Below are 25850 nucleotides of genomic sequence, written 5' to 3' on the forward strand. Positions count from 1 at the left end.
GTTCGAATTCGCTGCGGCCGAAGCGCTCCCGGCGAGTGCCGGCGTCATCTTCTCTCGTTGTTCTGCGCCATTGCCAGTGACGTTCCTGGCTTGCCCTCCCGCAGGATCAGGCTTGCCGCGCCGACCAGGCCGGCCTGGTCGCCGAGCTGCGCCTGTACGATCGGCACATCGCGATAGGCGGGCATCGCCCGCGCTTCGACGGTGCCCCTGACAAGCGGCGCCAGCAGATCGAAGCCGTTGGCGAGGCCGCCGCCCATCACGATCAGATCAGGCGAGTAGAGGTGCAACAGATTGGTGAAGCCGATGCCCAGCCACTTCGCCTCGGCCTCGACCAGTTCGAGGGCCCTGATATCGCCGGCGCGAGCGGCCTCGACGACGTGCCTGGCCGAGACATTGCCGTCGCCGGAAAGACGCCTGAGCAGTGAGCCGTCGCCGGGAGCCGTCAGCCGCGTGGCATGCCGCCCGAGCGCGGTTCCCGATGCCACCGCCTCGAAGCAGCCGATGGCGCCGCAGAAACAGCGGTCGCCTTCGCCGGTGATGGTCATATGGCCGATCTCGGCTGCCAGCCCGCGTCGGCCATGATAGATGTGGCCATCGGCAACAACGCCGCCGCCGATGCCGGTCGACACGGTGACGAAGACCACCGATCCGCTACCCCGGCCGGCGCCGAAACGCCATTCGCCCAGCGCGGCTGCATTGGCGTCGTTCTCCAGCCGCACCGGCAGGCCGAAATGCCTGCCCAGAATGTCGAGCAGCGGCACGTCGTACCAGCCGGCCAGCGTCGGCGGCGCGATCACGATCCCGGCCTTGGGATCGAGCGGCCCCGGCGCGCAGACGCCGATGCCGGCAATCTCTGCCTGCGGCCGCTCGACCAGGAGCCTGCCAGCAAGTGAGATGATCTGGCCGATCACCGCTTCCGATCCCGCCCCCGCCAACGTCGGCGCCGAAACGCGGGCGACAACCCGACCGTTGCGCTCGACCAGCGCGCCCCGCAGCTCCGTTCCGCCGAGATCGAATGCAAGCGCAACTTTGGTCATCAGGCGGTGACCTTCAACCCATGCAGCCAGGCCATGCGCTGCGCAAGGTCGGGGTCGCCGAACGCCAGCGATCCGAGCACCACCGTTTCGGCCCCGGCAGCGCGCAGGCGCGGCACCGTCTCGTGTCGGATTCCGCCATCGGCAGCCAAGATGGTTTGGTTCTCTCGACCTGCTTTTCGCATCAGCGCGCGCGCCTCGATCAGGCGCGGGCAGGCCTGGTCGGACAGGGCCTGGCCCTTGACGCCGATCGACGTGCCGAGAAGCGTCACAAAGGCAACTTCGGGCAAGAAGGGCGTGACGGCGCAGACAGGCGTCTCCAGCCTGAGCACCGCGCCGGCCTCGGCGCCTAGCTCATGCGCCAGCCGCACGGCGCGCAACCCGGCCTCGCCGTTTTCAGCATGGACGCTGATGAGGTCGGCGCCGGCCTCGATGAACTGGCGCGTTTGCTCCTCGACGATTTCCGCTTCGACCATCAGATGCACATGGATCGGCTTTGTCGTCAGCTTGGCGATCCGTGCCACCAGATCCGGAAAGAACAGGAAGCCGGGGGTGAAGCGGGCGTCAGCGACGTCGATGTGATGCAGGTCGACATAAGCGTCTATGCGCTTCAGATCGCGCTCCATGTTGGCCAGGTCGGCCGACCACAGGGAAAACTCGCCGAGCAGCCGGTTGCGCGGCAAGGCGGCGATGGCAACACGGCCGGACAGGGATTTGCTCGTCATGAAGCAACAAGGCTCCGGATGTTGAAGTGGGCGTGAAGGAACGTGGTGATCTCGGCCTGCAGCTCGGCGAAATGCCTTTTGCCGTCGAGCGCCTTGGCGGCGATCTCCACAAAGGCCGCGCCGGGGATGGCATCCGCAAGTGTATGCGCGGCCGATAGTGGATGCACCGCATCCACAGTATTGCCGATGACCAGCACAGGAATGCCAAGGGTGGCGGCGTCGCTTGCCGAGACCTCAGCTCCATCGGCAGCGATGTCGGCCAGGACTTGCGCAAACAATGCTGCATCCGGGCGGTCGAAATAACCGAACAGCGAGGCGAGATTGTCTGGTGCCTCGCTCTGCAGGCGCGCGGCGACTTCAGACCGCGAGAAGATCGTCCTGGCCTTGTCGGGGCCATGATCGAGGATGAGGCCGGCGACCTCGGCGATCGGCTGCAGGTTCACTGGCGCGCGTTCGAACGTCCAGGCCGGCCGCACAAGCATCAGGCCGGCGACGCGGTCCGGACAACGGCAGGCAAGGCGTAACGCAATCGCGGCGCCCATGGAAATGCCGCCAGCGACGAAACGGTCGAGGCCGGCCTGGTCGGCGGCGGCCAGAACATCGTCCGCAAACATCGCCATTGAAAACGGTCGGCGGCTGCCTAGATCGGACTCACCGTGTCCGCGGCAGTCCAACGTGATGCGCCGGCAGCCGGCGTCGATGGGGAAAGCCTGCGCGACCTGTGCCTCGCCGCCGCCCAGCCCGTGCTGGAAGACGACGGCAAGCCCGTCGCCCTCATCGGAAATCCGCAGCGTGGCATCGTCGCGAAACAAGGTGGCCGGGCGCGCCATCAGGCCAGCCCCTTCAGGAACCGGGCGACGCCTGGTGCCTCTTCGGCTGAAAGGCCGTGCGTGACCAGCGGCCCGTCAAAGCCTGACACTTTGAGCCGGGCGACGAAATCGGCGAAGTCGACGACGCCGCGGCCGACGGTGGCAAAGCGGCCGTCGGCGAAACGGTCCTTAGCGTGGGCCATGGCGACGTGGCCTGCGGTGCCTTCGACTGCTGCAGCGACGACGGCGCGTGCTTGCCCTGTGCTCGCCTGTTCGAACAGGTTCGCCGGATCGAGCACAATGCGCAGCCGCTTCGAGCCCATCTCTGCGATAAGGCGCATCGCGTCCGCTGCCGATGTGACGATGTTGGCCTGTTCGGGTTCGATGCCGAGATCGACACCGTGATGCTCGGCCAGAGCAAGCGCCTTTTCCATCTCGCTTGCCATATCGGCCCAGGCCGACGGATCGGCATTGCCAGGGTGATGCGCCCACTGGTCGTCCGCGTTGCGCGTTCCCGTGCACAGGGTGACGAGCGGAACCGAAAGCGCTGCCGCGGCCTCGATGACCGCGCCAAGACGGCCCAGGCCATCGTGGCGCACCGTCCTGTCCGGATGGGCCATGTTGTAGGTGCCCGACAGCGCCACCAAAGCGACGCCGGAGGCATCAGACGCAGCCGCAATAGTGCTGATGGCGTGATCCGGTACCGCATCCGGCATCGACGGCAGGCCGGCGCAGGCAAGGTTGAACTGGGTAACGGCAAATCCGGCGTCGCGCACCGCGGCCAGCACACCGGCCGGCTCGCTTCCCGGAAAGGTCTTGGCGAACACCCCGATCTCCATCAGACCGCTCCTGTTACGCCAGCAATCTCGACGCGTTGGCCGGTTTCGACCGAGCGGGCGATCGCCACCATGGCGCGGATCGAGGCGAGGCCGTCCTCGACGTCGGCGCCACGCAGCGGCGCGCCGTCAAGCACGGTGTCGGAGAGGCCTTCGAGCTGGCGTCGGAAGAAATGGCCGTCCGCGCCAAGCGGCTTGCGCGACGTTGCATCCTTCTCATGGAAGATATCGACCTCGCTTGCCCGGAAGTACCAGGGATTGAAAGTCTTCGCGATCACCGAGCCGTTTTCGCCGTAGAGCTGGAAGCCCTCGTGCCAGTCCATGCGCACAGCCACCGTCAGGTCGAGATGGCCAAGCGCTCCGTTGGCGAATTCCGTTTCGACGAACCAGCAATAGGCGCCGAAACGTTGGTTGAGCCGGGCGCGCACCGCGAGGATCTCGCCGCACAGGAAGCGTGCGGTGTCAACGAGGTGCGAGCCATGCGCAAGCATGAAGTACCGCCTGAGATCGGCCTTCGGATTACCGGCCGGCTTGCGCGCCAGCCGGCTGCTGACCGGCAGCGGTTGGATGGCATCGGTGTTGGTGTAGCGGTGGGTGGAATCGCAATACCAGGCTTTTAGCGCCAGTATCTCGCCCATCTCGTCGCGGACGAAATCGCGCGCCGCCTCAAGAGCCGGGTCGAAGCGCTTCATGTGGCCGACCTGCAGCACCTTGCCGGAGCGCTTGACCGCGTCGGCGAGTTTTTGGCCCTCTTCGACCGAGACGCCGATCGGCTTCTCGCACAGCACATGCTTGCCGGCCTCGAGCGCCTTGATCGCCATCGGCACGTGATAGGCGTCCGAGGTCGCGACGATCACCGCCTCCAGTTCCGGGTCGGCCAGCATGGCGTCGTAGTCGCCATACATCTTCTCAGGTTCATAGGTCGCGCCCATGCGCGCCAAAAGGTCGGGGGCGGCATCGCAGATAGCATAGAGGTCGGCGTTCCTTGCTTTGACGCAGGATTCGAGATGGGCGAATTGCGCGATCGGCCCGCAGCCGAGCACACCGACACGAAGGCGGCGGTCTTGTTTCCGGATCATGATCTGTTCCTCACGCGCCGTAGCCGCGCATCGTCTGGCGGTTGGTCTTGACCGCGGCGGCCGGATCTGCGGCAGCGGTGTCGGATTCTTCCTCCAACACCAGCCAGCCGTTGAAGTTGGGCGCGGCGCTGGCGATGGCGATCACTGCCTGGGTGTCGCAGACGCCCTTGCCAAGCATTGCCCAAGTGCCGCTGGCATCGACATCCTTCAGGTGAACGTAGCGGATGCGGTCGCGATGGGTTGTGAGGGTGTCGATCATATCGTTGTGGCCGCGCAATATGTGGCCGGTGTCGGGCACCCAACCGACCAGCGACGGATCGATCAGCCCGAAGATACGGTCGTAATCGGCGCGGTCGAACAGCAGCGTGTTGTGGTGCGAGCTCGGATGTACCGCGACATCGACGCCGGCCTTGCGCCCGAGCTCACCCGCCCTGTTGTAGATCTCGGCCGCGATGGCGAACTTGTCGTCGCGTCGGCCGTCCGAGACGACGGTGGCCGAGCCCATCGACACCATCGCGCCCGGAAAAGCGGCGGCGAAGTCGATCCAGCGCTTCGCGGCCTCGAGGTCGGCGCCGATCTGCTCCTTCAGTGTGAAGCCGTTCTTCGAACCGAAGGCAAAGGAGACGAGGGTGAGGCCGGTCGCCTTCAGTGCGGTGGCGAATTCCGCCGGCCTGCCGGCATAGCGGCCGATCATCGTGTCGGTGATCTCGATGCCGGCATAGCCGCCATCCGCGATCGCCTTCACGAGATCGTCGGGGCCGCCGGCAAAGCGGTCTCCCAACATTTCCCAAGTAAAAGTCTGGCAACCGACTTTCAGGTTTTTCACGACCGTCCTTTCCTTCCTTGATGCCGCCCTGCGTCAGCCTCCCCCGAGGCGGTGTTGGCAAAGCTCGGCGCGCGACTGGCGCGAGTCCGGCGAACGCCCAGTCCTGCGCGCAAGCCGCGCTACTGCACCAGCTGCCCGGCGCTTCCAGTGAGAAATTGCCGGCGGTCGGCGATCATCACATGAGCACGGGCTTCGAGCCGGCGGCCGGCCGATTTTTCATGTCAGTCATTTCTCCTCCCAGGGCCGGCAGCGCGCCCGACGTTCGTCAGCATTTTCGCATGTTCTATAACAATTTTACGCGCGTCAATATTTAAAATGTTGTATAGCGGCTTGCGAATGTGATCCGTTGCCGCGCAGCGGTCCAGGCCGCTGACGTGTTGGGAGGTACGATCGAAATGCACGGGAAATCAAAGACAAAGCTCGGCATCGGCGTTGTCGGGTGCGGCAACATCTCGATGACCTATTTGCGCAATGCGGCTCTGTTCGGTGAGGTGGAACTGCGCGCCTGCGCCGACATTTCCGCCGACATGGTGGCCTTGCGCGCCAGCGAATATGGCATCCGTCCGCTCAGCGTCGACGCGCTTCTGGCCGACCCGGAGATCGACCTCGTCCTCAACCTGACCATCCCGTCGGCGCATTTCGACATCTCATTTTCAGCACTTTCGGCGGGCAAGCATGTCTTCACCGAAAAGCCGCTGGCGACCTCGGCCAACGACGGTCGCCGTCTTGTCACGGAGGCGGCGAAGCGCGGGCTGCTGCTCGGCTCGGCCCCCGACACGTTTCTTGGCGCCGCCGGCCGGCGGGCGCGCCGCCTCATGGACGGGGGCGCGATCGGCCGGCCGGTGACCGGCACCGCCTTCATGATGGGGCGCGGCATGGAGCATTGGCATCCCAATCCGCAATTCTATTATCAACCCGGTGGCGGCCCGGTCTTCGACATGGGGCCATATTACCTGACTATGCTGGTCAACCTGCTCGGGCCGGTCGGCCGCGTGATGGCCATGGCAACGCGTGGCCAGGAGGAGCGCCTGATCACCGCAGAGGGTCCCTACAGGAACACCACCTTCAAGGTCGGCACGCCAACCAACATCCTGTCGCTGCTGGAATTCCGCTCAGACGCTACCGTCGCCTTCGGCGCCTCCTGGGACGTCTTCAAGCACTCCAACCATCCGATCGAACTGCATGGCACGGAAGGCTCGCTCAAGCTGCCCGATCCGGACACATTCGGCGGCACCGTCTCGCTTTCGGAGCGCGGAGCCGACTGGGCAGACTTCACAAGCGAGAGCGAACTCTACGGCGCTCGCAACTGGCCCTTCGCCGCGCCCGATCGCGCCAATTACCGCATGCTCGGCGTCGCCGACCTTTCACGCGCGCTGTTGAGCGGAAGAAAGCCGCGTGCGTCCGGCGACCTTGCGCTGCATGTGCTGGAGATCATGGAAGCGATCCTCGCTTCGGGAGAAAGCCGCGAGTCGGTTGCAGTCAATGGAACCGTCGATCAGCCGCCACTCCTTGCGGAGGACGAGGCGGCAAGCCTGCTTGCCTGAGTTTGGGGGCCGTCCATGACAATATCGCCTTCGCCCTTGCTCGATCCGGAAGCCCGGCATGTGCTCGACCTCGGCCGGCAGGCGGCCGCCAAGCCGTTCGAGGCCGGCAGCCCTCAGGAAGCCCGCCACGCCTATGAGCAGGGCTTTCCGACACTGCAGGGCGAACGCGAGCCGGTCGCCTCGCTGACCGAGCGCACCATCGCCGGAACAAGCGGCCCATTGACGCTCAGGATCTATCGCGGGCTAGGAGCTTCCGCGCACGGCGCGCCGGCGTTGCTCTATCTGCATGGTGGCGGCTGGGTGATCGGTAATCTCGACTCCCATGACGAGATCTGCCGCTGGTTTGCCAACATGGCCGCCTGCGTCGTCGTCTGTCCCGACTACAGGCTGGCGCCGGAGCACAAGTTCCCGGCGGCCATCGAGGATTGCCGCGTGGCGCTTGCCTTCATGCAAAGTGCCGTCGACGATCTCGGCGTCGACGCGAAGCGCATCGCTGTCGCAGGCGACAGTGCGGGCGGCAACCTCGCCACGGTGCTCTCCCTGCTCGCGCGCGAAAACAAGAATCCGCCGACGGCGCAGCTGCTGTTCTACCCGAATACGGACGCCTCGCAGACGGCCGACAGCTATTGCCGCTTTGCCGAGGGTTTTGGTCTCACTGCGGCAACCATGGCTTGGTTCCGCGACCACTATGTCACCCATGCTGGCGATATCGACGATTGGCGCGTGTCGCCGCTGAAGGCGGCCAGCCTTGCCGGTGTGGCGCCGGCCTTTGTTGCCATCGCCGGCCATGACATTCTCGCCGACGAAGGCGAGGCCTACGCGAAGCGTCTGGAAGATGAAGGAGTGCCGGTCGCCCTGCGCCGCTGGAATGGCCAGATCCACGGCTTCGTCTCGATGGGCCGCCATGGCCCGGCTGCACGGCAAGCGGTCAGCGCGGCGGTCGGCGCATGGCGCGGCTTCGATCTCGCCTTTGGAAATGCTCAGGCCGATTGACGCATGACCAGCGTCGCGTCGAGATTGATCTTGGGTGCAACCGCAGTCCCGTCCTCATCAAGCAGGGCCAGCAGCGTCTCCACACTGCGTCCCGCCATAGCGGCGAAGTCCTGCGCCATGGTGGTCAAGGCAGGACAGGTGTAGCGGCTGAGCGGGTGGTCGTCATGGGCCGCGACGCGCAGGTCGCAATCGCTTTTGCGGCCGACCTTGCGACCTTGCGAATAGGCGGCCGCCATGATGCCGAAGGCCAGGCGGTCATTGGCGCACAAAATGGTCTTACCCGGCAAGCCACCAGTGCTGAGCATTGCCTCCATCTGCTGGTAGCCGATCCGTTCGAAATCCCAGGTGTATTCATGGGTGTCGCCAATGATCACCGGCTCTTGCCCGAGCCGTTGCATGGCGCTTACATAGTTGTGCAGGCGTTCGCGCGTATTGTGATTGACGTGCGGGATGTCGAAATAGACCGGCGCGTCGCCGGAGCGGCAGAGGTAATCGACGATCGTCGAAACGCTCTGGCTGTTGTTGTTGCCGACGAATGGCGTGCCGCTCTCGAGATAGGTGTCGAAATAGACGATTGGTATGGCCTGCGTCAGCTTCTCCAGCGCACGGTGGTCCGAGCGCAGGCCGAGCGGCGCGATCAGCCCACCGGAAACTTTTAGTGACAGGATGGTTCGCGTCGCTTCCACTTCGAGTTCGCGCGAGCCGTGCGAGGAGATCACGATCGGCCAGTAGCCTTCGTGGCGCAGCCTGAGTTCGATGCGGCTGACCATCTCGGAATAGAAAGGATCGGCGAGTGTCGGCACCACGATGCCTATGCTGCGGGTCCGCTTGCGGTTCAGGTTGCGGGCAAACAGATTGGGCTGATAGTCGGACGAGCGGAGTGCCTCCTCGATCCGCTTTCGCGTCGCCGGCTTGACGCTGGTTGGATCCTCGAAATATTTCGACAAGGTCGGCCTGGAGACGCCGCAGGAGCGGGCGAAATCCTCCATGGTCTTGTGCGTCATCGGCATTGAAATCCTCTCGTCACGGACATCCGTTCCCGGGTGGTTCCTCGGCGCTGCCCGCCATGCGTGCAAACTGCAAGGCGAAAATTTACAGATAATGTCCAAGAGTTTCCATGCGTAAATTTATAAATTGACGCAAAAGGTGAAAGCGGTATTCATCTTTGGGTGAGCAATGGGAAATTCGAGTCTCGCGGCGAGGCGGGAGCGCAGCGCCGGAACGAATTCCGCGAGATGGAGAAACTGGTCAGTCCGGCGAGATCCTTGTCGAGATCAGCCGACACCCCTGCGCGGTGACCCTGTGGTGCCGGCACGCTACGATGAACAGCTAAACCAGCTTCAAACAGGCTTGCCAAAGGAATTGGGGCTGGCAACTCCGAATCCGCAGAGGCGATGCGGGACTTCCAAACAGTTACTGTGTCTCGAGATCCGTGAAGATCGGCGGCATCGAAGTCGAAACGGGCGTCCAACGACACTACTGGACGATATGCCTTCCCCACAAGCATCGAACGATCGCCTCCGACTTCGTTGCTGTGGTTGAGCGAAGCTACCATCCTGATCAAGCCATTCCTAACGGCGAATTCGGGTCATTAGGTCGAAATCCCTTCCTTGCTAGGAGCCGGCTAGGCGCGAGGAAGTCGCTCAATAGTTGAAGATCGGCCCGAGTAGACTAAGTTGCATGGACTAAGTCGCGGGGCCCGCAATGCACACCGTCAATATTCACGAGGCCAAGACGCATCTGTCTCGTCTTGTCGACAGGGCGGTCAAAGCTGAATCCTTCATAATTGCGAAATCCGGCAAGCCGATGGTGAAGGTCGTTGCCATAGACGCACCTGCGGCCGGCGAAATGCGTCGCGTTGGGTTTATGGCCGGGCAGTTTTTTCAGTTCCAGACGAGGTTGATCGCATGGCCGATGAGGAAATCGGGAAGCTGTTTGGCGGCGACGCATGAAACTTCTGCTCGATGCCCATCTTTTGCTCTGGGCGGCGGGCGCGCCCGAAGAGCTCCCGCCCCTCGCGCGGGTGACTGCGGCCCTTCGGTGCGGTGGGGGGTTGAAGTCAGCTATCGCCTCAGACCACCCATGAACGCCTTTACTCGAGCAGAGTCGACTTGGTTCCACCAGACGCCGTCGTGCTTCAGCGCGCTGGCGATGATGACCCCGTCGACAATGGCGAGGATATCGTTGGCGTTGTCCGGCGTCACGCCGCTGCCGACCAACGTCGGCAGGCCGGCGGCCTGCTTGATCATGCTTATGTAGCCCAAATCCGCGGCGTGGCCGGTGCGCTGGCCGGTGGCGATGATGGCGTCGGCGTCGAAGAAGACCAGGTCTTTGACCAGTTCCTCCACTGGGCGGTCGGCGACGATGGCGTGTGCGCCATGCTTGACATGGGCATCGGCGAAAATGCGGATGCCGTTGGCGCGCAGCCTGGCGCGGTAGCGTGCCGCACGGCCCGATTCGCCTTCGACAAAGCCCTCATTGGCGACATAGGCATTCGCCCACTGATTGACGCGGACGAAGCCGGCGCCGGCGGCGCTAGCGATCGCCAAGGCCGGGATGGCGGCATTGGCCAGCACATTGATGCCGATCGGCTTGCCGAGCTCGCGGCGGATGCGGTCTGAGACGACAGCCATATAGGCCGCCGTCTCCGGTCCGATATCGTCAGGCTTGGCGAAGGGGATGTCGCCATGGTTCTCGACGATGACGCCGTCGCAGCCGCCATCGAGATAGGCCCGGGCATCGTCGAGCCCGCGCTGGTAAATCGCCTCGATCGCCTCGCCATCATAGCGCGGCGCGCCGGGCAGCGGCGCCAGGTGAACGACGCCGATCACCACCTTGGTGCGGCCGAAAAGGTCCACGAGCGCGTCGCCGCCGGATTGGCCGATCTGGGTCATGAGAGCTCCATTTGATCGATGAGCGCCGCCATCTCGGAGGCGGAAGGACAGGATGCCAGCGTGCCCGGCCGTGTCACGGCGATTGCGGCGGCGGCGAGCGCCAGCTCCAGTGCCGAGGTGACCGGCATGCCCCGGGCAAGCCCGCCGGCGAGGCAGCCGCAGAACACATCGCCGGCGCCGCTGGTGTCGAGTGCTTCGACGCGCGGCGCCGGCAAGCGAAGCGGTTCCGTCTGGTCCGGACCAAGCACGAGACAGCCTTCGCCGCCGAGCGTGATCACGACAATACCTGCGCCTCTGGCCGCCAGCGCCCGGGCGGCGGCTGCCATATCGCTCTGGCCGGTCAGGGCTTGCGCTTCGGATTGGTTGACCACCAAAACCTCCGCCAGTCCGAGATCGGGCACAGATGCCGCATCGATGGGGCTGGCGTTGAGGACGGTGCGCGCGCCGTTTTCCATTGCTGCTCGGAGGCAGGCATTGGTCGCGGCGAGGGGCAAATTTCCCTGGCAGACGAGCATGTCGCCGGGCGCGATCCAGCGGGCAAGCGCAGTTTGTTCTATCGGATCGAACGCTTCGCTGCAGGCGACGCCGCTGACGATAAAATTCTCGCCGCCTCCATCGACGACGATGGTCGAGCGGTCGCTCGGCAGCTCGAATTCGCTGACCTCGAGGTCTGACAGTTCGCTGTCGAGCCAGCTCCTGATCCATGCGCCTTCGCGGTCCTTGCCGAGCGCCGTCCAGAACGTCACCTCTGCACCAGTCCGCGCTGCCGCGACCGCCTGGTTGGCGCCCTTGCCGCCGAGGCCGTCAGCGTAGCTCACGGCGTTCAAGGTCTCGCCCACGGCCGGGAAGCGGCCGACGCGAAACATGGTGTCGACGCAGGCATTGCCGACGACGTGGACGCGCATGGCTCAGCTCTCACCGGTCGCCCAGCCCAGCATCTGTTCGAACAGGGTCTTGTAGCCTGGCCAGGCGATGAACTGCGGCGGCAGCCAATGCGGCCCGACATCGGATGTCCAGGCCACGGTGCGGCCCTTGCCATGGTGGCCGGTGACGAGCAGCGGCAGTGAGCCATAGTCCGACGACACGGTAGCCAGAACTTCCGCACCGTCCTTCAGCCTCACCTCGTTGAAGCCGAGCAGGATCGGCCAGTCCGAACCAAGGCCCCTGAGGATGGGATGTGTCGACCCTGGTTTCGGTACGGGCGCAAAACCTTCCGGAACCTCGACGCGGTCGTCATAGGCCAGGCAGCTCACAGGCAGCACGTCCTCGACCGGCGTCTTGCGGTAGCGCGCCCCGCCGTTGATGCCCTGGAAACTATAGTAGCCGCCGAACATCAACAGACCGCCGCCGCCGCTGACATAATCGCGCAGCAGGCGCAGGCGGTTCGGTGTCGGCTTCGAGTGGACCCAGGTGTCGGGATGCAGCAGCAGCGTGTTGGCGCCGATGTCGGATAGCACGACCGCGTCATAGGCCGACAGCGCCTCCATCGTCTGCGGAAAGCCGCGCTGCGCCTCATGCGCCGGCATGAAGGTGACGTCGAAATCGGTCGCCTTCAGCGCGCCCAGCAATTCGTCGGCGCCGGTGTGGTAGGTGACGGTCGGAAACTGGTCAAAACCCTTGATATGGGTCGCGGTCGACACCCAGGATTCGCCGGCAAGCAGGATCTTCTTCTTGGACATTTGAACTCCCGTGTAATTCCAGGCCGCTTAGAGCCGCGCGAATACGCTTTTCGGATTGGCGATCAGCATGCGGTCGATGGCCGCCTGCTCGACGCCGTGGCGTTTCAGGCGCGGTATGAAATGCTTCAGGATATAGCCATAGCCGAAGCCGCCGAAGCGCGTCAGCATGATCTTGAGGAAGACATCCTGCGACAACAGCAGGCGGTCGCCGAAACCGGCCTCGACAAGGGCGGCGATGGCGCGTGCGTTCTCCTCGTCGGAGGGCGATTGCGCGTCCTGGTCGGCATAGTAATAGTCCATGCCGATCATGTCGTATTCGAGGAACGCGCCGCGCGGGGCGAGGCTTGTCTGGTAGTCGGGGTCGTCGTGGCTCGGGTTCATGTGACAGAGCACGGTATGGCGGAGATCGGCGCCCTCGGCCTCGACGATATCGAGCACCTCGTGCGCCAGCCGCTCCCAGCCCGGCAGATGGATCGACAGCGGCACGCCGGTGATGCGCGAGGCGCGCGCCGAAGCTGTCAGCGACTTGCGCTCCTCGGCGGTGAAATCCTTGCTGACGCCGACCTCGCCGATCAGCCCGGCCATGATCGGCGGCTGCGTCTCGCCGCCGCCGACATCGTTGACGATGAATTCGGTCACCGCGTCCACATCCATGGCCTTCAGCCATTCGGGATGGGTGTGCTCGAGATAGAAGCCGGTGCCCATGACGATCTTCAGGCCGGACATGCGGCTGATACGGGCGAGCTTTTCGGGATCGCGGCCGATGCCGATATTGGTGGCATCGACGACGGTGTGGCCGCCCAGTGCGCGATAGCGCTGTAGCTCTGACAGCGCCAGGTCGGCGTCGTCGAGCGAAACGTTGTCGCGGTTGACGTATGGGTTCATGCGCAACTCGCCGATGATCTCGATGTTCACCGGCTGCTCGGCGACCGCCATGTCATCGGGATGGCAGGGGCATTTCCAGCTGCGCGCGCCATCGAGCAAGATGTGCTCGTGCATCAGCGTGATGCCCATCTCCTCGACCGGAACCGGGCCGAGCACGGTCATCACATGGCCGGTTTCGACCCCGATCGCCAGCCGCTGGCCGGGCACCGCGTCATCGAACAGACCGCCCATCGGCTCAACGGCTCCGCACGGCGCCGCGGAACAGGCGGAAGTTCAGCCAGATGGCGACCAGGATGATCGTTCCGGTGACAATCGGCGTCAGGAAAGGCGACAGATGCGCCAGGATCAGGCCGTTGCCGATGACGGCCACGGTCAGCGCGCCGAGCACCGTGCCAATGATCGTTCCGCGGCCGCCGAACAGGCTGGTGCCGCCGAGCACGACGGCGGCGATGACTTCCAGCTCGAAACCCTGTCCGGCATTCGAAGATCCCGATCCAAGCCGGGCAGCAATGATGATCCCGGCAAGGGCTGCCGCGGTGGCGGAAATCACATAGACGAAGAGCGTCGTCTGCCGCGTGTTGACGCCGGCGCGCCGCACCGCCTCAGCGTTGGCACCGATGCCGGTGACATAGCGGCCGAACGGCGTCTCGTTGAAGGCGAGATAGGCGATGGCCAGGATCGCCAGCGCGATCAGCGCCGGCACCGGCACGCCAAGGAACCAGGCACGGCCCAGCACGGTGAAAGCGCTTCCGGGCTCGATCGGGATCGAATAGCCGCCGGTGATCAGCAGCGCCACGCCACGGATCACCGAAAGCCCGGCAAGCGTGACGATGAAGGACGGGATGCCCTCATAGGCGACGAAATAGCCTTGCACCGCGCCAAGCAGGGCACCGAGCGCCAACATGGCGAGGATAACGACTGACCATGGCAGGCCGAACTGCAAGAGCGTCGCCGACAGCGTTGCCACCAGCGCCAGTACCGAGCCGACCGAAAGATCGATGCCGCCAGTGGTGATGACGAAAGTCATTGCCGCGGCGACGATCAGCAGCGGCGCCGACTGCCGCAGGATGTTCAACAGATTAGGCGACGTCAGAAAGGCGTCGGTCGCCACCGAGAAGATGATGCAGACGACCAGAAAGAACAGCGCGATCGAGACGACACTGCCATTGGCGAGCAGCGCATCGCGCCAGGTGCCCTTGCGCACTCGTGAGGGCTGGGCAGCGTGGATCGCATCGCTCATGCCGGCGCTCCACCGCGATAGCCGTTGGTGGCGGAACGCGCACTGAATTTGCGGCCGACGATCAGATTGACCACGTCCTCGATATTGGTCTCGCCGATCAGCCGCTCGGCGACATTGCGCCCTTCATACATGACCTGGATGCGGTCGCAGACGAGGAACAGGTCCTGCAGCCGGTGGGTGATCAAAATGACGCTGACACCGCGCGCGCTGACCGCGCGGATCAGTTCGAGCACCGCCTCGACCTCGGCCACCGCAAGCGCTGCCGTCGGCTCGTCCATGATCAGCACGGCCGGCTCGAACGAGGCGGCGCGGCCGATGGCGATCGACTGGCGCTGCCCGCCGGAGAGGTTTTCGACCTTGAGCCGCGTGTCGGCAATGACGATACCGAGCCGATCGAGCATCTGGCGCGTCTCGTCGTGCATGCGCTTCTTGTCGAGAAAGGAAATGCCGGCGATGCGGCGGCGCGGCTCGCGGCCGAGAAACAGATTGCCGGCGACATCGACCGTGTCGCAGAGCGACAGGTCCTGGTAGACCATCTCGACGCGCGCCGCACGTGCGTCCGCCGGCGAGCTGAAGATCACCGGCTTGCCGTCGATCTCGATGGTGCCGGCGTCGGGAACCACAGCCCCCGACAGCACCTTGCTCAATGTCGACTTGCCGGCGCCATTGTCGCCGACCAGCCCCAGCACCTCGCCCGGCTTCAGCGTCAGCGACACATCATCGAGCGTCTGGATGGCGTTGTAACGCTTTGAGATGCCGCTCATCCGCACCCGATAGGTCTGGCCACTGCTCATCTGGGATTCCACGCGATTGCCAGGTATCCGCGGCGCAGCTTCAGGCGGCGCCGCGGCTCGGTCGCCGACGCAGTTTACTTGAACATCGCGCGGTATTGGTCGACATTCTTCTTGGTCACGATCGTCACCGGGATATTGATGATCGGGTCGATTTTCTCGCCCTTCTTGAGCTTGCCCAACGCTTCGACCGCGGCCTTGCCTTCGCCTGCCGGATCCTGCTGCACGACCGCCACCACCCAGCCGTCGTCGATGCCCTGAACGGCCTGCTTGGTCAGATCCCAGCCGAACACCTTGACGTCGCCGGTGCGGCCCTGGCTGGTCACAGCCGAAACGGCGCCGAGCAAGGCGGGTTCGCCGGTTGCATAGAGCGAGTTCATGTCCGGATTGGCGGTCATCAGGTTTTCCGAAGCGCTCAACGCCGTCTCCTGAACGTTCTGGCCGTCGACCGTGTCCAGGAAGGTGACGGCCTGGCCGCTTTCGGTCACCGCCTTCTTGAACCCGTCGAGCCGCTGGTTCTGGATGAATGAATTGAGTGCGCCGACGATGCCGATCTTGGCCTTGCCGCCCATCTCGGTCTTCACATAGTCGGCGTAGAATTTGCCGATGTCCTCGCCGGCCTTGGTGTTGTCCACACCTATGAACGAAACGTTGTCGCCGTCGGGGATCTGCGCGTCGATGGCGATGACGGGAATGCCGGCCGCCTTGGCCGCAGTAATCGCGGGCTTGACGCCGTTGACGTCGATGGCGACCAGAATGATGCCGTCGACTTTCTGCGTGATGTAGTTCTCGATCGCGTCGTTCTGCGCGCTCGGCACATTGTTGGCGTTGAAAATGACCAGCTTGGCGCCGGCGGCGTCGGCTGCCTTCTGCGCGCCCTCGTTGATCTGGTTGAAGAACAGGGCCTGCTGGTTGATGTTGACGAGTGCGAACGTATCGGCAAGCGCCGATCCCATGGCTGCCGAGCCCATGGCAATGGCGGCGGCACAGCCGGCGAGAAGTTTGAACAGACGCATTTTCGGTTCCCCTTGCTTGCGGACCAGACCGGCTGGTTCCCGTTGGTGCTACAGGCACGAGGCAAGCATTCAAGAGACTTGAATATTTGTCAATCCAAATGAACGCAGAGCGTTGCTCAGAAAGTCGCCGGCGTGTTGACCCAGAAAATGCTGGCGCGTTCCTTGCCGATATTGCGGTAATGATGCGGCAGCTCCGACCTGAAAACGAAGGCATCGCCGGTGGCGAGAGCATGTCGCTTGCCGTCGACGATCAACTCGATCCGGCCGGCGAGCACGTAGCCGACTTCCTCGCCGGCGTGCTGAATCGGGCCTTCGCTCTCGCCGTCTGCCTCGATGTGATGGATGTTGCATTGTAAGAGGTGGCCAGGCGAATACGGAATGATGCGTTCGAGCGAAATGCCCTCGCCACGCCGTAGCGCGTCGAGCGCAATCAAAGGCCTTGCGCCCGCCCGGAATACGATCGCCTCGTCGTCATCGACTTGCTCGAACATCCAGCCGATGTTGGTGTCGAGAACCTCGACCAGACGGTGAAGCATGGGCAGAGACGGCGAAGCCTTGCCGTTCTCGATCTTGGACAGCAGGCTTTCCGAGCAATTCGCAGCCGCGGCCAGGCTCTTCAGCGTCATGCCGCGTGTCTGGCGGGCGAGGCGCAGTCGAGTTCCAAGTCTCGCGGCATTTACGGTGGCGTCCGTTTCCGACTCTGGCCGCCGTCGATCGATTTTATTCATCTGTTCGCCAACCATTCAACGGTCAAGGGCAACTATCGCGCGAGCAAAAGACCTCGGCCGACGATTTGCAAGTGCTGATGCGTCAAATTCGAGACTGCAGCCGTAGCTCCGGCCTCTGGCGAATGCTGCTCTCGCATGAACCGTGCTGATGATCCCGCGCCAGTTACCCCTATCGCTTGGCTGTCCATCGTGGTCGAAATCGCCAGCCGTTACCGCGTTGCGTCTCGTGGCGAGTGGACTTGGACAATACGGGCAAGGCGGGCCACACAGCCAATCTACACAACCACGGCCATGCCGACACGATAAAATCTGGACTGTCACCGAATTTGCGGAGTCCGCCGGAAGTCACCCGCGGCAGCGCCCCATGGAGTTGCTCTCGGTAGCGGCGATGTACTCAATGAAATCCCTGAGGCAGTCGCGCACCGCCTGAGCTTCGACAATTTTGAAGAAAGTCCAACAGAATTAATGGACTAGCACCTTGCGGATGTGAATCGCGGAAGCGACGCGCGGTTAATGCTTTAGAAGTATAGACACATCGACACGAGGTGCGAAGAAGCAACGCCAATACAGCTGATTGGTTACGACATATTTATTTTCGCAGATATGGTATTGCCCGTCCGGGGATTGCTGCACACGGTCCCGTGGGATGGTGAAATTATGCGGCAAATAAGTATACCCACCGTCTACCCTGGACCGCACCGAAGACCGAGGTACGGCGCGGCAATCAGAACCACCGCAGCACTTGAATTTGGTCTGTGGGTCAATCTTGTCTTCGTACCAATCATGGGCGTTAGCGGCTGTTGCGGCGGCGATACACATAGCCGTGAAGATGAGCCTTCGCATGGCATTCCTCAAGTATCTGGCAGGCGCTGCTCGTTCGGTTTTCCATATATATTAGCGTTCCATTGAAAATACCATTGGCCCCCGACCGACTGACGCAGCTCCAGCGAGCGACGCTCGCAACTGAAGGCCGCATTGGGTCACGTCAGGACGACACTTGCGCCGGACAAAAGGTCTGCTCGTGTCGCTCCGGGTTAGAAAAGCATCTGTCCGCTTTCCGGCCCGAAGGAGACCTTTGCCGAGCGGCGATCAGCCTGGCGGGATAACCTTACCCTCCTTCGCTTTTCGGCGGCAGACATCGGCCTGTGCGAGGTGGGGCGTTCGCTTGGGGGCGCCTCCGGCGACGGCGAGTTTTGTTCCGTTCCGCCAAAAGGGGGTTTGCTGGTGTGGATCTTGTTTTGGGGGTATTCTCTTCGTTGAGGGATAGGCCTAGTCGATTTCGATTACGGTCGCTTAAGCTTGGCCGCTCCGCTCGGGAGGAGCCTCTGATTGCGATGGCGCGCTTTGCCCACCTTGCCCTTCTCGCCTTTGGATTGTTGCCTGGAATTGCGCTGGCTGGGGAGCCTTTCGTCCCGAGCTGGATCAAAAACGATCCGGCAGCCAAGACGGTGGCTATAGAGATTGTCGCCGATTGGAACCAAGTCGAGCGGTACCGCAGGGACAACATCCGGACCGACATTATCGACTTCAACGGCTACTGGGACGGCAATCTCACGATCATCGTGCCAGAAGAATGGTCGGTACAGATCGAGTTCATCAATGGCTCTTCGAATTTCAGGCACGGTCTGATGGTGACCAGGGTCTATGCTCGGTCGGACATGCCAGTGAAGTTGGAGGCTGAGGATGCGATTTGGGGGGCGTACACCGCTCCGCTAGAGGGGATTAAAATTAATGAGAAGAGACAACTCAACTTTGTTGCCCAGCAGGCGGGGAACTATTTCCTCGCCTGTCCGAGACAAACACACCTGATGGACGGACACTGGATCGGTTTCGAGGTGAGAGGCAATCTTGTGCGGGCCGTGGCAATCGTCCATGAAGACAAGTTTCCGCAGGAGCAGCCCCAGGACGCCCATAGGGTTGCGCGAGCAACCAGCGCTATGGCTTCGTCGTGGAGATCATTGCAAATCCGTGGCGGCTTATCTTGAAACTCGAAAGTCTGGCCGCGCCCCGACCGGTCTAGAACTGCCCCTGGTTGCCAAGCCACCAGGTCCAAGCTGAGGCATCCAAACAAGCCTTTGGCGCAGCCGGAGCATCGGCGAGGGCTAATTTGGGCCGTAGTGTCGAAGCATCGGCTTGTGGAGCCGCCTTCCAAAGCTTGATCCACAAGTCGCCTGTTGGCGCAGATGAGCCTACTAGGCCGCTCCCGTGTGCGACCTTTCCGCCCGATCGAGACGTAGAGCGCTCCCACGCGTATAGTCCGAGCCGATGCGCCCGCCGGCTCGGTCGTGCCATTTCAAGACACCCGCGGTGCTTTCCAGAGCGAACTTTCGCCTGTCGGAAGGAGTCGGGCGGATTCTCCCGTAGCCGACAATCTGCTTCCGGCCCCGAAACGGTCATTCCGGATGACAGATTGCGTGAAGCGGTCCGCGTGGTGCTGGGTGGCGCAAGAAGGATGGTTCAGTCGAAGAAGCCTGCATCCTCTTCCCCGAGATACTTCCTGGCTGCTTCGGCGTCGATATCGAGGCCCAGCCCCGGCGCTTCCAGCAGCTCCACCATGCTGTCCTTCACGATCTGCGACGGCAGGCCGATTACGAGATCCTCCCACCAGGGGTCGGAGGCGCTCGGGTATTCGAACGCGATATAGTTGGCGGGCAGGGTGGCGCAGACATTGATCAGCGCGCCGAGGCCGAGAAGGCCGTTCGCGGTGCCGTGCGGTGCCATCAGGATCGAGTGCATATAGGCGTGCTCGGCGACCCATTTGAGCTCGGCAATGCCGCCAATATCGGCCGGATCGGGGCCGATGACGCGCACCGCCTGCGTTTCGATCAGCTCCTTGAAATTGTGCCGCAGGTAGATCTGCTCGCCGGTATGAATTGGCGTCGAGGTGGAGGTGGTCAGCTCCCGATAGGCCTGCGGATTGACCCACGGCACATAGTCGCCGGTCAGCATGTCCTCGAGCCACATCAAATTGTACTTCTCGACCGCGCGAGCGAATTTGATCGCATCGGGCAGCATCCAGCCCGGGCCGCAGTCGAGCGCCAGGCTGACCTTGTCGCCCAGCACTTCCTTCATCGCGATCACGCAGTCGAGCATGTGGTTGAAACCGCGCTCGCTGATCACGCCCTGATCCATGGCGCCGTGATAGCCGGCCTTCTTCTGCGTCACGCCGTAGTGAAAGCCCTCGATGGTGTCCTTCATGTCGGAGTGGAACGAGATTCCCTGCTTGATCATGAAGAAGTTCTGCGGCTGCTCCATCATCCATTTGACGTCAGCGGCGTAATCCTCCGGCCGGTCGCCCGTGCGTTTCTGGCGGATCGAGCCGTTATAGACGCGCACCTTGTCGCGCACCTTGCCGCCGAGCAGTTTGTAGGCCGGCACGCCTGCGGCCTTGCCGGCAATGTCCCACAGCGCATGCTCGATAGCGCTTACCGCGGCGCCATAGGGCTTGAAAGAGCCGCGTTGGCGGATCTTCAGCATCACCCGCTCGACGTCGGTCGGGTCCTCGCCGATCAGCGCCTCGCGGAAATGCAGGACCCAGGGCTTGAGATAGGTCTTGGTGAACTCGACTTCGCCCAGGCCATAGAGGCCCTCGTCGGTGACGATGCGGACGATGGGATGCCTGCCGATGACGGCGCAGCGGAGGTCGGTGATCTTCATGTTCGGTTGTTTTTCGCCTCAGCTCCAGGTGCGGTCCCAGGAATACTCGTCGTCCCAGTGATCCGTGGGCTGCCAGATGCCGGTGACACCCGGCTGCAGATGCTGCGAGATCACCTCGTCGACGACGTCGTCAATCCCCAGGCCAGGTTTGTCCGGAACAGTGATAAAGCCGTCCTTCACGAGCGGCTTGGAAACGCCGGCGACGATATCGTCCCACCAGTCGACGTCGGCAGAGTGGTATTCGAGCGCCATGAAGTTTTCGGTCGCGGTCGCGACATGTGCCGCGGCCATTGCGGCGATAGGACTTTCGGCCATATGGATGGCCATGGCGACGCCGTGATCCTGTGCCATGTCGCCGATCTTCTTGGTCTCCAGAATGCCCCCGCTGGTGAGCAGGTCTGGGTGGATAACGGAGAGGCCGCCGCTCTTGAGCAGAGGCTCGAAGCCCTCCTTAAGGTAGATGTCCTCGCCGGTGCAGATCGGCACCGTGGTGGCGGCCTGCAGTTGTCGGTACTGCTCGGTGTACTGCCATGGGATCACATCCTCGAGCCAGGCTGGCACGTATTTTTCAATCCGCCTCGCGAGGCGAATACCGTTCTGCAGTGAGATGTGGCCGACATGGTCGATGGCGAGCGGAACATCCATGCCGATAATTTCGCGAACCTCGGCAATGTACTGCTCAAGCAGGTCGAGGCCCTTGTCGGAAAAGTGGAGGCCAGTAAACGGGTGGGGGACATTATGCAAATCATACGCGGCATTGCGGGCGCGCCGCTCCTCCGTGGTCTTGACCGGGCCGCGGCCGGGGTGGACGCGGTACCCTTCAAGTGAGCCGGCAGGGGATACGACCGCACCGGGTACATCCGCGATCTGCATCAGCCCCAGATCCATCTTGAGGAAGGTGAAGCCAAGCGCCATGCGCTGCTTGAGGCGCTTGCCGGTCTCGGTGCCGCTCGGCACGGTCGCATCGGTATCGCAATAGAGGCGCACCTTCTCCCGAAACCGGCCGCCAAGCATCTGATAGATGGGCACGCCATAGGCCTTGCCGGCGAGATCCCACAACGCGATTTCGACCGCCGAGACGCCGCCGCCTTGCCGGCCGTGCCCACCGAACTGCTTGATCCGGCGAAACAGGCGGTCGATGTCGCAAGGGTTCTCGCCAAGCAGCCGGCTCTTCAGCATCAGCGCGTAGGTGGCGCTGGCGCCATCGCGCACTTCGCCAAGTCCGACGATGCCCTGATTGGTGTAAATCTTGAGCAGGGTTGAGGTGAACGGCGCGCCGACGATTTCGGCTACCCGCATGTCGGTGATGCGAAGCTGAGATGGCCTGGAGTTTGCGTTCACCCGATTGAGCGCCTCGTCGGCGCCACCTGTCTTTGCCATGACTTATCCTCGTTTTCGGCTTGTCGTCCCGCACCCTGGGCATAGAGTGTTGCTAGCCCAGCTCAATCTCGTGGGCCTGCAGATAGTCGCGGTCCATCTCAATACCGAGACCAGGCTTCGACGTCAGCTTGAGGCTGCCGTTCGAAATGTCGAGTGGTCTGTCGATCAGGTGATCGTATTTGCCCAGGTTCCACTCCGACGTTTCGAGTTTGTAGAAGTTGGGGACGGTCATCATCACCTGTGCTCCCGCAACCACATTGATCGGTCCCGCGGCGTCATGTGGCGAGACCGGGACGTAGTAGGCTTCGCATAGGGCAGAAATTTTCTTGAGTTCGGTAATGCCGCCGGTCCAGGTGACGTCGGGCATGATGTAGTCGGCGAGCTTGTTCTCAAGTACCGGCACGAAATCCCACTTCGTGTGGCCGCGCTCGCCCCACGAGATGGCGGTATTGACCTTCTCACGCACCTGCTTGAGGGCGTTAAGGCTCTCGGGCGGGCAGGGCTCCTCAAACCAGTCGATCTGACCGGCTTCCTCGAGGCTCCGACAGAGGCGAATGGCGGTGGGAACGTCGAAGCGGCCATGGGCATCGATGAGAATGTCGACATCGGGTCCCGCCGTTTCACGGATCAGAGCCGTGAGTTCGGCGGCTTCGCGCTCGTCCTTGCGGGTCATGCTGCCATCGAGGTAGCCGTCCCGCTGTTCGCGAGGCAGACCATCGGCGCTGCGACCCTGGTGCGGGTAAGGATCGAACTTAAGCGCAGTGTGTCCGGACTCGACAATGTCTAGAATTTCGCGGACCACGGCTTCCTTGCTCGTGAATTTGGCTTGGTTGGGATGGGTGTAGAGCGCGATTTCATCGCGTACTGGTCCGCCCAGCAGCTCGTAAATCGGCTTACCAAGGACTTTGCCCCGGATGTCCCAGAGGGCAATATCGATGGCGCTCACGCATTCGACGGCGGCGCCGCGGCTGCCCATGTAGGTGAAGCTGCGGAAGATCTTGTGCCAGAGATGCTCGATACGCGCTGGATCCTCGCCTGTCACGGCGACACCGATCTGCCGCAGGATCGTGCAGAGAGCGCGGTTGGCGAGCCTTGTGGTGGTGGTGATCTCTCCCCAGCCACTCACTCCCTCGTCGGTCGTCACTTCGACGAACAGGAACTCTCCCCAATAAGAAGCATCGGACTTGATCAGCCACGGCCGAATGCTCGTGATTTTCATCGCAACTACCTTTGTCTGAAAATGGTCAGCCTAACGATGTTCTGGACTGGATATTCTATCCGGCCCGAGCGGCGTTGCGCGCACGCATCTGTTCGAGAATATGCCGGCCCGAGCCCTCGACATGGCGGGAGACGAGTTCGGCCGCCTTGTCGGCCTCTCCCGCCTTTACGAGCGCGATGAGTTCGCGGTGCTCGCGCATGATCGCGGCACGTCGCGCCAGCGTGAAGTTGAAACGACGGCTCACGGCTCGCAGCACTTCGCGATGCTTCCACCAAAGCTCGGCGGCGTGGCGGTTATAGTGCCGCTGGTACATCACGGTGTGGAAAGCGGTGTCCAGCTCACTGTGCCTGAATGTGTCGGCGAAGTTGTTCTCTTCAATCAGGCCTTGGAGACGTTCGAGTTCGGCGATGTCCTCGCCAGTAGCCATATTCACAAACCATCGTGTCAGGGCTGGCTCGATCAGAACACCGATCTCATAGATATCCCGGACAAAATCCTGATCTATGGGTCGGACGCGCGCCCCGCGGTTGGCGACAAAGATGACAAAGCCTTCGCCGCGCAACAGCTGCAGGGCCTCGCGCACAGGATTGGTCGAGGTGCCGTGACGCCGGGCGAGATCGGTGACTACAAGCCGTTCGTTGGCGGCGAGCCGTCCCTCGATGATGTCTTCCCTGATCAATTCATAAAGCGAGGCGCCCTCGCTGGAGGCCCCGATGGGATCAGTGCCCACAGGTGGCATAGCTTTGAAATCGCTTATTTCGGCCAAGGCCGGCTCCCCAACTTAATACATACCTTGCCCGATATCACACACGGCTTTCGCAAACAATGTACGATCCTGCGCGTTGACAGGCAATCCATGATCTGAAAACGTACCAAGGGATTGAGAGGATACATTGAGCATTCTCGCGATCGAAACGAGCAAGGACCGCTTTGCCTTGGCGCAGGGCGGCATGGGAGAACCAGGGAGGATACCTATGACGAGGATTACGCTCGGCAGTGCGATCCTGCGCGGCACTGTCGTCACTGCTTTGATGGCATCCCTGATGCCCACATCGGCGCTGGCTGCGGCACCGGTCGACCTCAGCAAGTGGTCGCCGGAATATGTGCGCTCCATCGCCGGCACACAGGATTTTGACACGGCGGCCGATTGCGCCAAGGTCACCCCGCTCGACTACAAGGGGCGACTGACTTTCTGGTATCAGGGCGTGTTCGAGGGCGACCCCGACCTCCTGCGCCAGTACTACAAGGATTTCTTCGAGACCTTCCGCAAAACCTATCCGAACATCCAGCTCGAGGAACAAGCCCTCACCTATAACGACCTTCTCGACAAGTTCCGCACGGCGCTCCTGGGCAATGCCGCGCCGATGGCGGTCCGCCTGCAAATCCTGGGTGGTACCGAGTTCGCCTCAAAGGGCTATCTGGCGCCGCTCAAGCCAGAGGATGTGGGGTATTCGACCGAGGATTTCTGGCCCGGCGCCATGAAGGCCGTGACCTGGGAGGGCGTGACCTACGGCATTCCGACCAACAACGAGACGATGGCGTTCATCTGGAACGCCGACATCTTCAAGCGTGCGGGCCTTGATCCGGACAAGGCTCCGGCAACCTGGGAAGACGTCGTCAAATATTCCAAGCAGATCCACGACAAGCTCGGCATTGCCGGCTACGGCCTCGTGGCGCGCAAGAATGCCGGCAATACGCCGTACCGTTTCATGCCACAGCTGTGGGCCTATGGCGGCGGCGTCTTCGACGAAGCCACCGCGAATCCGACCTATGAGCAGGTCCAGCTCGATAGTCCCCAGAGCAAGGCGGCGCTGCAAGCCTCCTACGACATGTATGTTCGCGACAAGTCGGTTCCGGTTTCGGCGCTCACCAACCAGCAGGCCGATAACCAGCCCCTGTTCGTCGCCGGCCAGCTCGGCATGATGATCTCGCACCCGTCCGATTACAACGTCATGCTCGACCTGCAGAAAAAGGCGACGGGCACCGACAAGGACAAGGCGCAGACGGTCATCGACAACATGCGCTACGGCCTGATTCCAACTGGCCCCGACGGCAAGCGCGCCGTCGTGTTCGGCGGCTCGAACATTCACATCCTGAAGCCCGAATATGTCGAGGGCGGCAAGGTAGACGAGCCTGCTGCAAAGGCTATCATCTGCATGTGGACGAGCCCTGAATGGTCGCTGAAGATGGCCTACGCCGGATCAAACCCAGGCAACCTTAACGGCTTCAAAACCAAGTGGATGAAGGAACGTCTGGACAACATCAAGTTCCTCGATGTCACGACCTCGATGCTGCCATACGGCATTCCGTTCCCAGCGCTGCCGCAGGCCCCCGAGATCATGAACATTATCATCCCGGACATGCTGCAGAATGCCCTGACCGGAGCGATGACCGTCGACGAGGCAGCGGACGACGCGGCCAAGAAGGTAAAAGACGTGATGGGCGGACTCTAGTCCAAGCCTGACCTACGACCTGACCGGCTGCGCCGCTGGCGCAGCCGCCTCGTTCCGAAGAA

General features: G+C 62.7%; 23 protein-coding genes and 1 pseudogene. 5 read left to right on the top strand and 19 right to left on the bottom strand.

Features of this window, described 5'->3' with window-relative positions; genetic code table 11:
• Positions 1 to 44: 44 nt before the first annotated feature.
• From NKH01_RS07355 to NKH01_RS07380, 6 genes are read right to left on the bottom strand one after another with little or no spacing between them, the layout of a single operon-like run.
• A complete protein-coding gene (locus NKH01_RS07355) occupies positions 45 to 1037 on the bottom strand; it encodes an ROK family protein (RefSeq protein ID WP_353019783.1) in 993 nt (330 codons plus the stop codon).
• Positions 1037 to 1759, bottom strand: coding sequence for a ribulose-phosphate 3-epimerase (locus tag NKH01_RS07360; protein WP_353019784.1), 723 nt, complete (start codon positions 1757 to 1759; stop codon positions 1037 to 1039). Before NKH01_RS07360 ends, NKH01_RS07355 begins: the two co-directional genes overlap by 1 nt.
• Positions 1756 to 2589: an alpha/beta fold hydrolase gene (locus tag NKH01_RS07365; RefSeq protein WP_352591012.1), complete on the bottom strand. Its 834-nt coding sequence runs from the start codon at positions 2587 to 2589 to the stop codon at positions 1756 to 1758. The genes NKH01_RS07360 and NKH01_RS07365 overlap by 4 nt, the downstream gene beginning before the upstream one ends.
• Complete coding sequence (locus NKH01_RS07370) at positions 2589 to 3407, bottom strand: sugar phosphate isomerase/epimerase family protein (RefSeq protein WP_353019785.1); 819 nt, start codon at positions 3405 to 3407, stop codon at positions 2589 to 2591. The genes NKH01_RS07365 and NKH01_RS07370 overlap by 1 nt, the downstream gene beginning before the upstream one ends.
• Complete coding sequence (locus NKH01_RS07375; RefSeq protein WP_352548576.1) at positions 3407 to 4483, bottom strand: Gfo/Idh/MocA family protein; 1077 nt, start codon at positions 4481 to 4483, stop codon at positions 3407 to 3409. The genes NKH01_RS07370 and NKH01_RS07375 overlap by 1 nt, the downstream gene beginning before the upstream one ends.
• 10 nt (positions 4484 to 4493) lie before the next feature.
• Entirely contained in the window at positions 4494 to 5267 is a 774-nt protein-coding gene (locus NKH01_RS07380; RefSeq protein WP_352790412.1) for a sugar phosphate isomerase/epimerase family protein, read from the bottom strand.
• 437 nt (positions 5268 to 5704) lie between these two features.
• Between NKH01_RS07380 and NKH01_RS07385 the strand changes: the two genes are divergently transcribed.
• Both NKH01_RS07385 and NKH01_RS07390 read left to right on the top strand, forming a co-directional pair.
• Positions 5705 to 6853 carry a Gfo/Idh/MocA family protein gene (locus NKH01_RS07385; RefSeq protein WP_353011520.1) on the top strand — a complete coding sequence of 383 codons (1149 nt, stop codon included), beginning with the start codon at positions 5705 to 5707 and terminating at the stop codon, positions 6851 to 6853.
• A gap of 15 nt (positions 6854 to 6868) precedes the next feature.
• Positions 6869 to 7846 (top strand): alpha/beta hydrolase, encoded by a 978-nt coding sequence (locus NKH01_RS07390; protein ID WP_352548573.1) that lies wholly within the window; start codon positions 6869 to 6871, stop codon positions 7844 to 7846.
• Here NKH01_RS07390 and NKH01_RS07395 read toward each other — a convergent pair.
• Entirely contained in the window at positions 7834 to 8856 is a 1023-nt protein-coding gene (locus NKH01_RS07395; RefSeq protein WP_352483924.1) for a LacI family DNA-binding transcriptional regulator, read from the bottom strand. The two genes, NKH01_RS07390 and NKH01_RS07395, sit on opposite strands and share 13 nt — an antisense overlap.
• 694 nt (positions 8857 to 9550) lie before the next feature.
• On the opposite strand from NKH01_RS07395, the pseudogene NKH01_RS07400 reads away from it, so the two are divergent.
• Positions 9551 to 9798: pseudogene (locus tag NKH01_RS07400) on the top strand (type II toxin-antitoxin system Phd/YefM family antitoxin).
• Between the two features lie 111 nt (positions 9799 to 9909).
• Here NKH01_RS07400 and NKH01_RS07405 read toward each other — a convergent pair.
• The 8 genes from NKH01_RS07405 to NKH01_RS07440 form a co-directional block, all read right to left on the bottom strand.
• Positions 9910 to 10740 carry a BtpA/SgcQ family protein gene (locus tag NKH01_RS07405; RefSeq protein ID WP_352483923.1) on the bottom strand — a complete coding sequence of 277 codons (831 nt, stop codon included), beginning with the start codon at positions 10738 to 10740 and terminating at the stop codon, positions 9910 to 9912.
• The gene (locus NKH01_RS07410; protein ID WP_352885508.1) at positions 10737 to 11645 is read right to left on the bottom strand and encodes a ribokinase; all 909 of its coding nucleotides are present in this window, start codon (positions 11643 to 11645) and stop codon (positions 10737 to 10739) included. The genes NKH01_RS07405 and NKH01_RS07410 overlap by 4 nt, the downstream gene beginning before the upstream one ends.
• A 3-nt stretch (positions 11646 to 11648) precedes the next feature.
• A complete protein-coding gene (locus NKH01_RS07415) occupies positions 11649 to 12419 on the bottom strand; it encodes a glutamine amidotransferase (protein WP_352811991.1) in 771 nt (256 codons plus the stop codon).
• A 27-nt stretch (positions 12420 to 12446) separates the two neighbouring features.
• Positions 12447 to 13535, bottom strand: a complete 1089-nt coding sequence (locus NKH01_RS07420) for a phosphotriesterase family protein (protein WP_353019786.1) — start codon at positions 13533 to 13535, stop codon at positions 12447 to 12449.
• A 4-nt stretch (positions 13536 to 13539) separates the two neighbouring features.
• Positions 13540 to 14544 carry an ABC transporter permease gene (locus NKH01_RS07425; protein ID WP_352483919.1) on the bottom strand — a complete coding sequence of 335 codons (1005 nt, stop codon included), beginning with the start codon at positions 14542 to 14544 and terminating at the stop codon, positions 13540 to 13542.
• Positions 14541 to 15338, bottom strand: coding sequence for an ATP-binding cassette domain-containing protein (locus NKH01_RS07430; protein ID WP_023721835.1), 798 nt, complete (start codon positions 15336 to 15338; stop codon positions 14541 to 14543). The genes NKH01_RS07425 and NKH01_RS07430 overlap by 4 nt, the downstream gene beginning before the upstream one ends.
• Before the next feature lie 74 nt (positions 15339 to 15412).
• Positions 15413 to 16351: an ABC transporter substrate-binding protein gene (locus tag NKH01_RS07435; protein WP_352483917.1), complete on the bottom strand. Its 939-nt coding sequence runs from the start codon at positions 16349 to 16351 to the stop codon at positions 15413 to 15415.
• 116 nt (positions 16352 to 16467) lie between these two features.
• Complete coding sequence (locus tag NKH01_RS07440) at positions 16468 to 17079, bottom strand: cupin domain-containing protein (protein ID WP_031194868.1); 612 nt, start codon at positions 17077 to 17079, stop codon at positions 16468 to 16470.
• A gap of 1334 nt (positions 17080 to 18413) precedes the next feature.
• Here NKH01_RS07440 and NKH01_RS07445 point away from each other — a divergent pair.
• Positions 18414 to 19064 (top strand): sulfocyanin-like copper-binding protein, encoded by a 651-nt coding sequence (locus tag NKH01_RS07445; protein ID WP_353019787.1) that lies wholly within the window; start codon positions 18414 to 18416, stop codon positions 19062 to 19064.
• A 472-nt stretch (positions 19065 to 19536) separates the two neighbouring features.
• Here NKH01_RS07445 and NKH01_RS07450 read toward each other — a convergent pair whose 3' ends face one another.
• Genes NKH01_RS07450 through NKH01_RS07465 form a run of 4 tightly spaced genes read right to left on the bottom strand, consistent with a single transcriptional unit; the run spans position 19537 to position 24101 of the window.
• A complete protein-coding gene (locus tag NKH01_RS07450) occupies positions 19537 to 20736 on the bottom strand; it encodes a mandelate racemase/muconate lactonizing enzyme family protein (protein WP_023721831.1) in 1200 nt (399 codons plus the stop codon).
• A gap of 18 nt (positions 20737 to 20754) precedes the next feature.
• Complete coding sequence (locus NKH01_RS07455) at positions 20755 to 22116, bottom strand: mandelate racemase/muconate lactonizing enzyme family protein (RefSeq protein ID WP_352958753.1); 1362 nt, start codon at positions 22114 to 22116, stop codon at positions 20755 to 20757.
• Positions 22117 to 22168: 52 nt separating this feature from the next.
• Positions 22169 to 23335 (bottom strand): mandelate racemase/muconate lactonizing enzyme family protein, encoded by a 1167-nt coding sequence (locus NKH01_RS07460; protein WP_023721828.1) that lies wholly within the window; start codon positions 23333 to 23335, stop codon positions 22169 to 22171.
• Between the two features lie 55 nt (positions 23336 to 23390).
• On the bottom strand, positions 23391 to 24101 hold the full coding sequence (locus NKH01_RS07465; protein WP_023721827.1) for a GntR family transcriptional regulator: 711 nt from the start codon (positions 24099 to 24101) through the stop codon (positions 23391 to 23393).
• 208 nt (positions 24102 to 24309) lie between these two features.
• Here NKH01_RS07465 and NKH01_RS07470 point away from each other — a divergent pair, with 208 nt between their 5' ends.
• The gene (locus NKH01_RS07470; protein WP_353019788.1) at positions 24310 to 25788 is read left to right on the top strand and encodes an ABC transporter substrate-binding protein; all 1479 of its coding nucleotides are present in this window, start codon (positions 24310 to 24312) and stop codon (positions 25786 to 25788) included.
• Positions 25789 to 25850 lie beyond the last annotated feature (62 nt).

This window comes from Mesorhizobium sp. M1403 (assembly GCF_040317695.1).
Classification (GTDB): domain Bacteria; phylum Pseudomonadota; class Alphaproteobacteria; order Rhizobiales; family Rhizobiaceae; genus Mesorhizobium.

What these genes read in the sequence shown, in the direction of transcription:
- NKH01_RS07370 (WP_353019785.1), bottom strand. Translation starts at nt 3,407, where the DNA reads ATGGAGATCGGGGTGTTCGCCAAGACCTTTCCGGGAAGCGAGCCGGCC.
- NKH01_RS07375 (WP_352548576.1), bottom strand. Translation starts at nt 4,483, where the DNA reads ATGATCCGGAAACAAGACCGCCGCCTTCGTGTCGGTGTGCTCGGCTGC.
- NKH01_RS07425 (WP_352483919.1), bottom strand. Translation starts at nt 14,544, where the DNA reads ATGAGCGATGCGATCCACGCTGCCCAGCCCTCACGAGTGCGCAAGGGC.
- NKH01_RS07380 (WP_352790412.1), bottom strand. Translation starts at nt 5,267, where the DNA reads ATGTTGGGAGACCGCTTTGCCGGCGGCCCCGACGATCTCGTGAAGGCG.
- NKH01_RS07395 (WP_352483924.1), bottom strand. Translation starts at nt 8,856, where the DNA reads ATGCCGATGACGCACAAGACCATGGAGGATTTCGCCCGCTCCTGCGGC.
- NKH01_RS07455 (WP_352958753.1), bottom strand. Translation starts at nt 22,116, where the DNA reads ATGGCAAAGACAGGTGGCGCCGACGAGGCGCTCAATCGGGTGAACGCA.
- NKH01_RS07460 (WP_023721828.1), bottom strand. Translation starts at nt 23,335, where the DNA reads ATGAAAATCACGAGCATTCGGCCGTGGCTGATCAAGTCCGATGCTTCT.
- NKH01_RS07390 (WP_352548573.1), top strand. Translation starts at nt 6,869, where the DNA reads ATGACAATATCGCCTTCGCCCTTGCTCGATCCGGAAGCCCGGCATGTG.
- NKH01_RS07440 (WP_031194868.1), bottom strand. Translation starts at nt 17,079, where the DNA reads ATGAATAAAATCGATCGACGGCGGCCAGAGTCGGAAACGGACGCCACC.
- NKH01_RS07385 (WP_353011520.1), top strand. Translation starts at nt 5,705, where the DNA reads ATGCACGGGAAATCAAAGACAAAGCTCGGCATCGGCGTTGTCGGGTGC.
- NKH01_RS07415 (WP_352811991.1), bottom strand. Translation starts at nt 12,419, where the DNA reads ATGTCCAAGAAGAAGATCCTGCTTGCCGGCGAATCCTGGGTGTCGACC.
- NKH01_RS07470 (WP_353019788.1), top strand. Translation starts at nt 24,310, where the DNA reads ATGACGAGGATTACGCTCGGCAGTGCGATCCTGCGCGGCACTGTCGTC.
- NKH01_RS07435 (WP_352483917.1), bottom strand. Translation starts at nt 16,351, where the DNA reads ATGCGTCTGTTCAAACTTCTCGCCGGCTGTGCCGCCGCCATTGCCATG.
- NKH01_RS07430 (WP_023721835.1), bottom strand. Translation starts at nt 15,338, where the DNA reads ATGAGCAGTGGCCAGACCTATCGGGTGCGGATGAGCGGCATCTCAAAG.
- NKH01_RS07360 (WP_353019784.1), bottom strand. Translation starts at nt 1,759, where the DNA reads ATGACGAGCAAATCCCTGTCCGGCCGTGTTGCCATCGCCGCCTTGCCG.
- NKH01_RS07355 (WP_353019783.1), bottom strand. Translation starts at nt 1,037, where the DNA reads ATGACCAAAGTTGCGCTTGCATTCGATCTCGGCGGAACGGAGCTGCGG.
- NKH01_RS07410 (WP_352885508.1), bottom strand. Translation starts at nt 11,645, where the DNA reads ATGCGCGTCCACGTCGTCGGCAATGCCTGCGTCGACACCATGTTTCGC.
- NKH01_RS07450 (WP_023721831.1), bottom strand. Translation starts at nt 20,736, where the DNA reads ATGAAGATCACCGACCTCCGCTGCGCCGTCATCGGCAGGCATCCCATC.
- NKH01_RS07445 (WP_353019787.1), top strand. Translation starts at nt 18,414, where the DNA reads ATGGCGCGCTTTGCCCACCTTGCCCTTCTCGCCTTTGGATTGTTGCCT.
- NKH01_RS07365 (WP_352591012.1), bottom strand. Translation starts at nt 2,589, where the DNA reads ATGGCGCGCCCGGCCACCTTGTTTCGCGACGATGCCACGCTGCGGATT.
- NKH01_RS07420 (WP_353019786.1), bottom strand. Translation starts at nt 13,535, where the DNA reads ATGGGCGGTCTGTTCGATGACGCGGTGCCCGGCCAGCGGCTGGCGATC.
- NKH01_RS07405 (WP_352483923.1), bottom strand. Translation starts at nt 10,740, where the DNA reads ATGACCCAGATCGGCCAATCCGGCGGCGACGCGCTCGTGGACCTTTTC.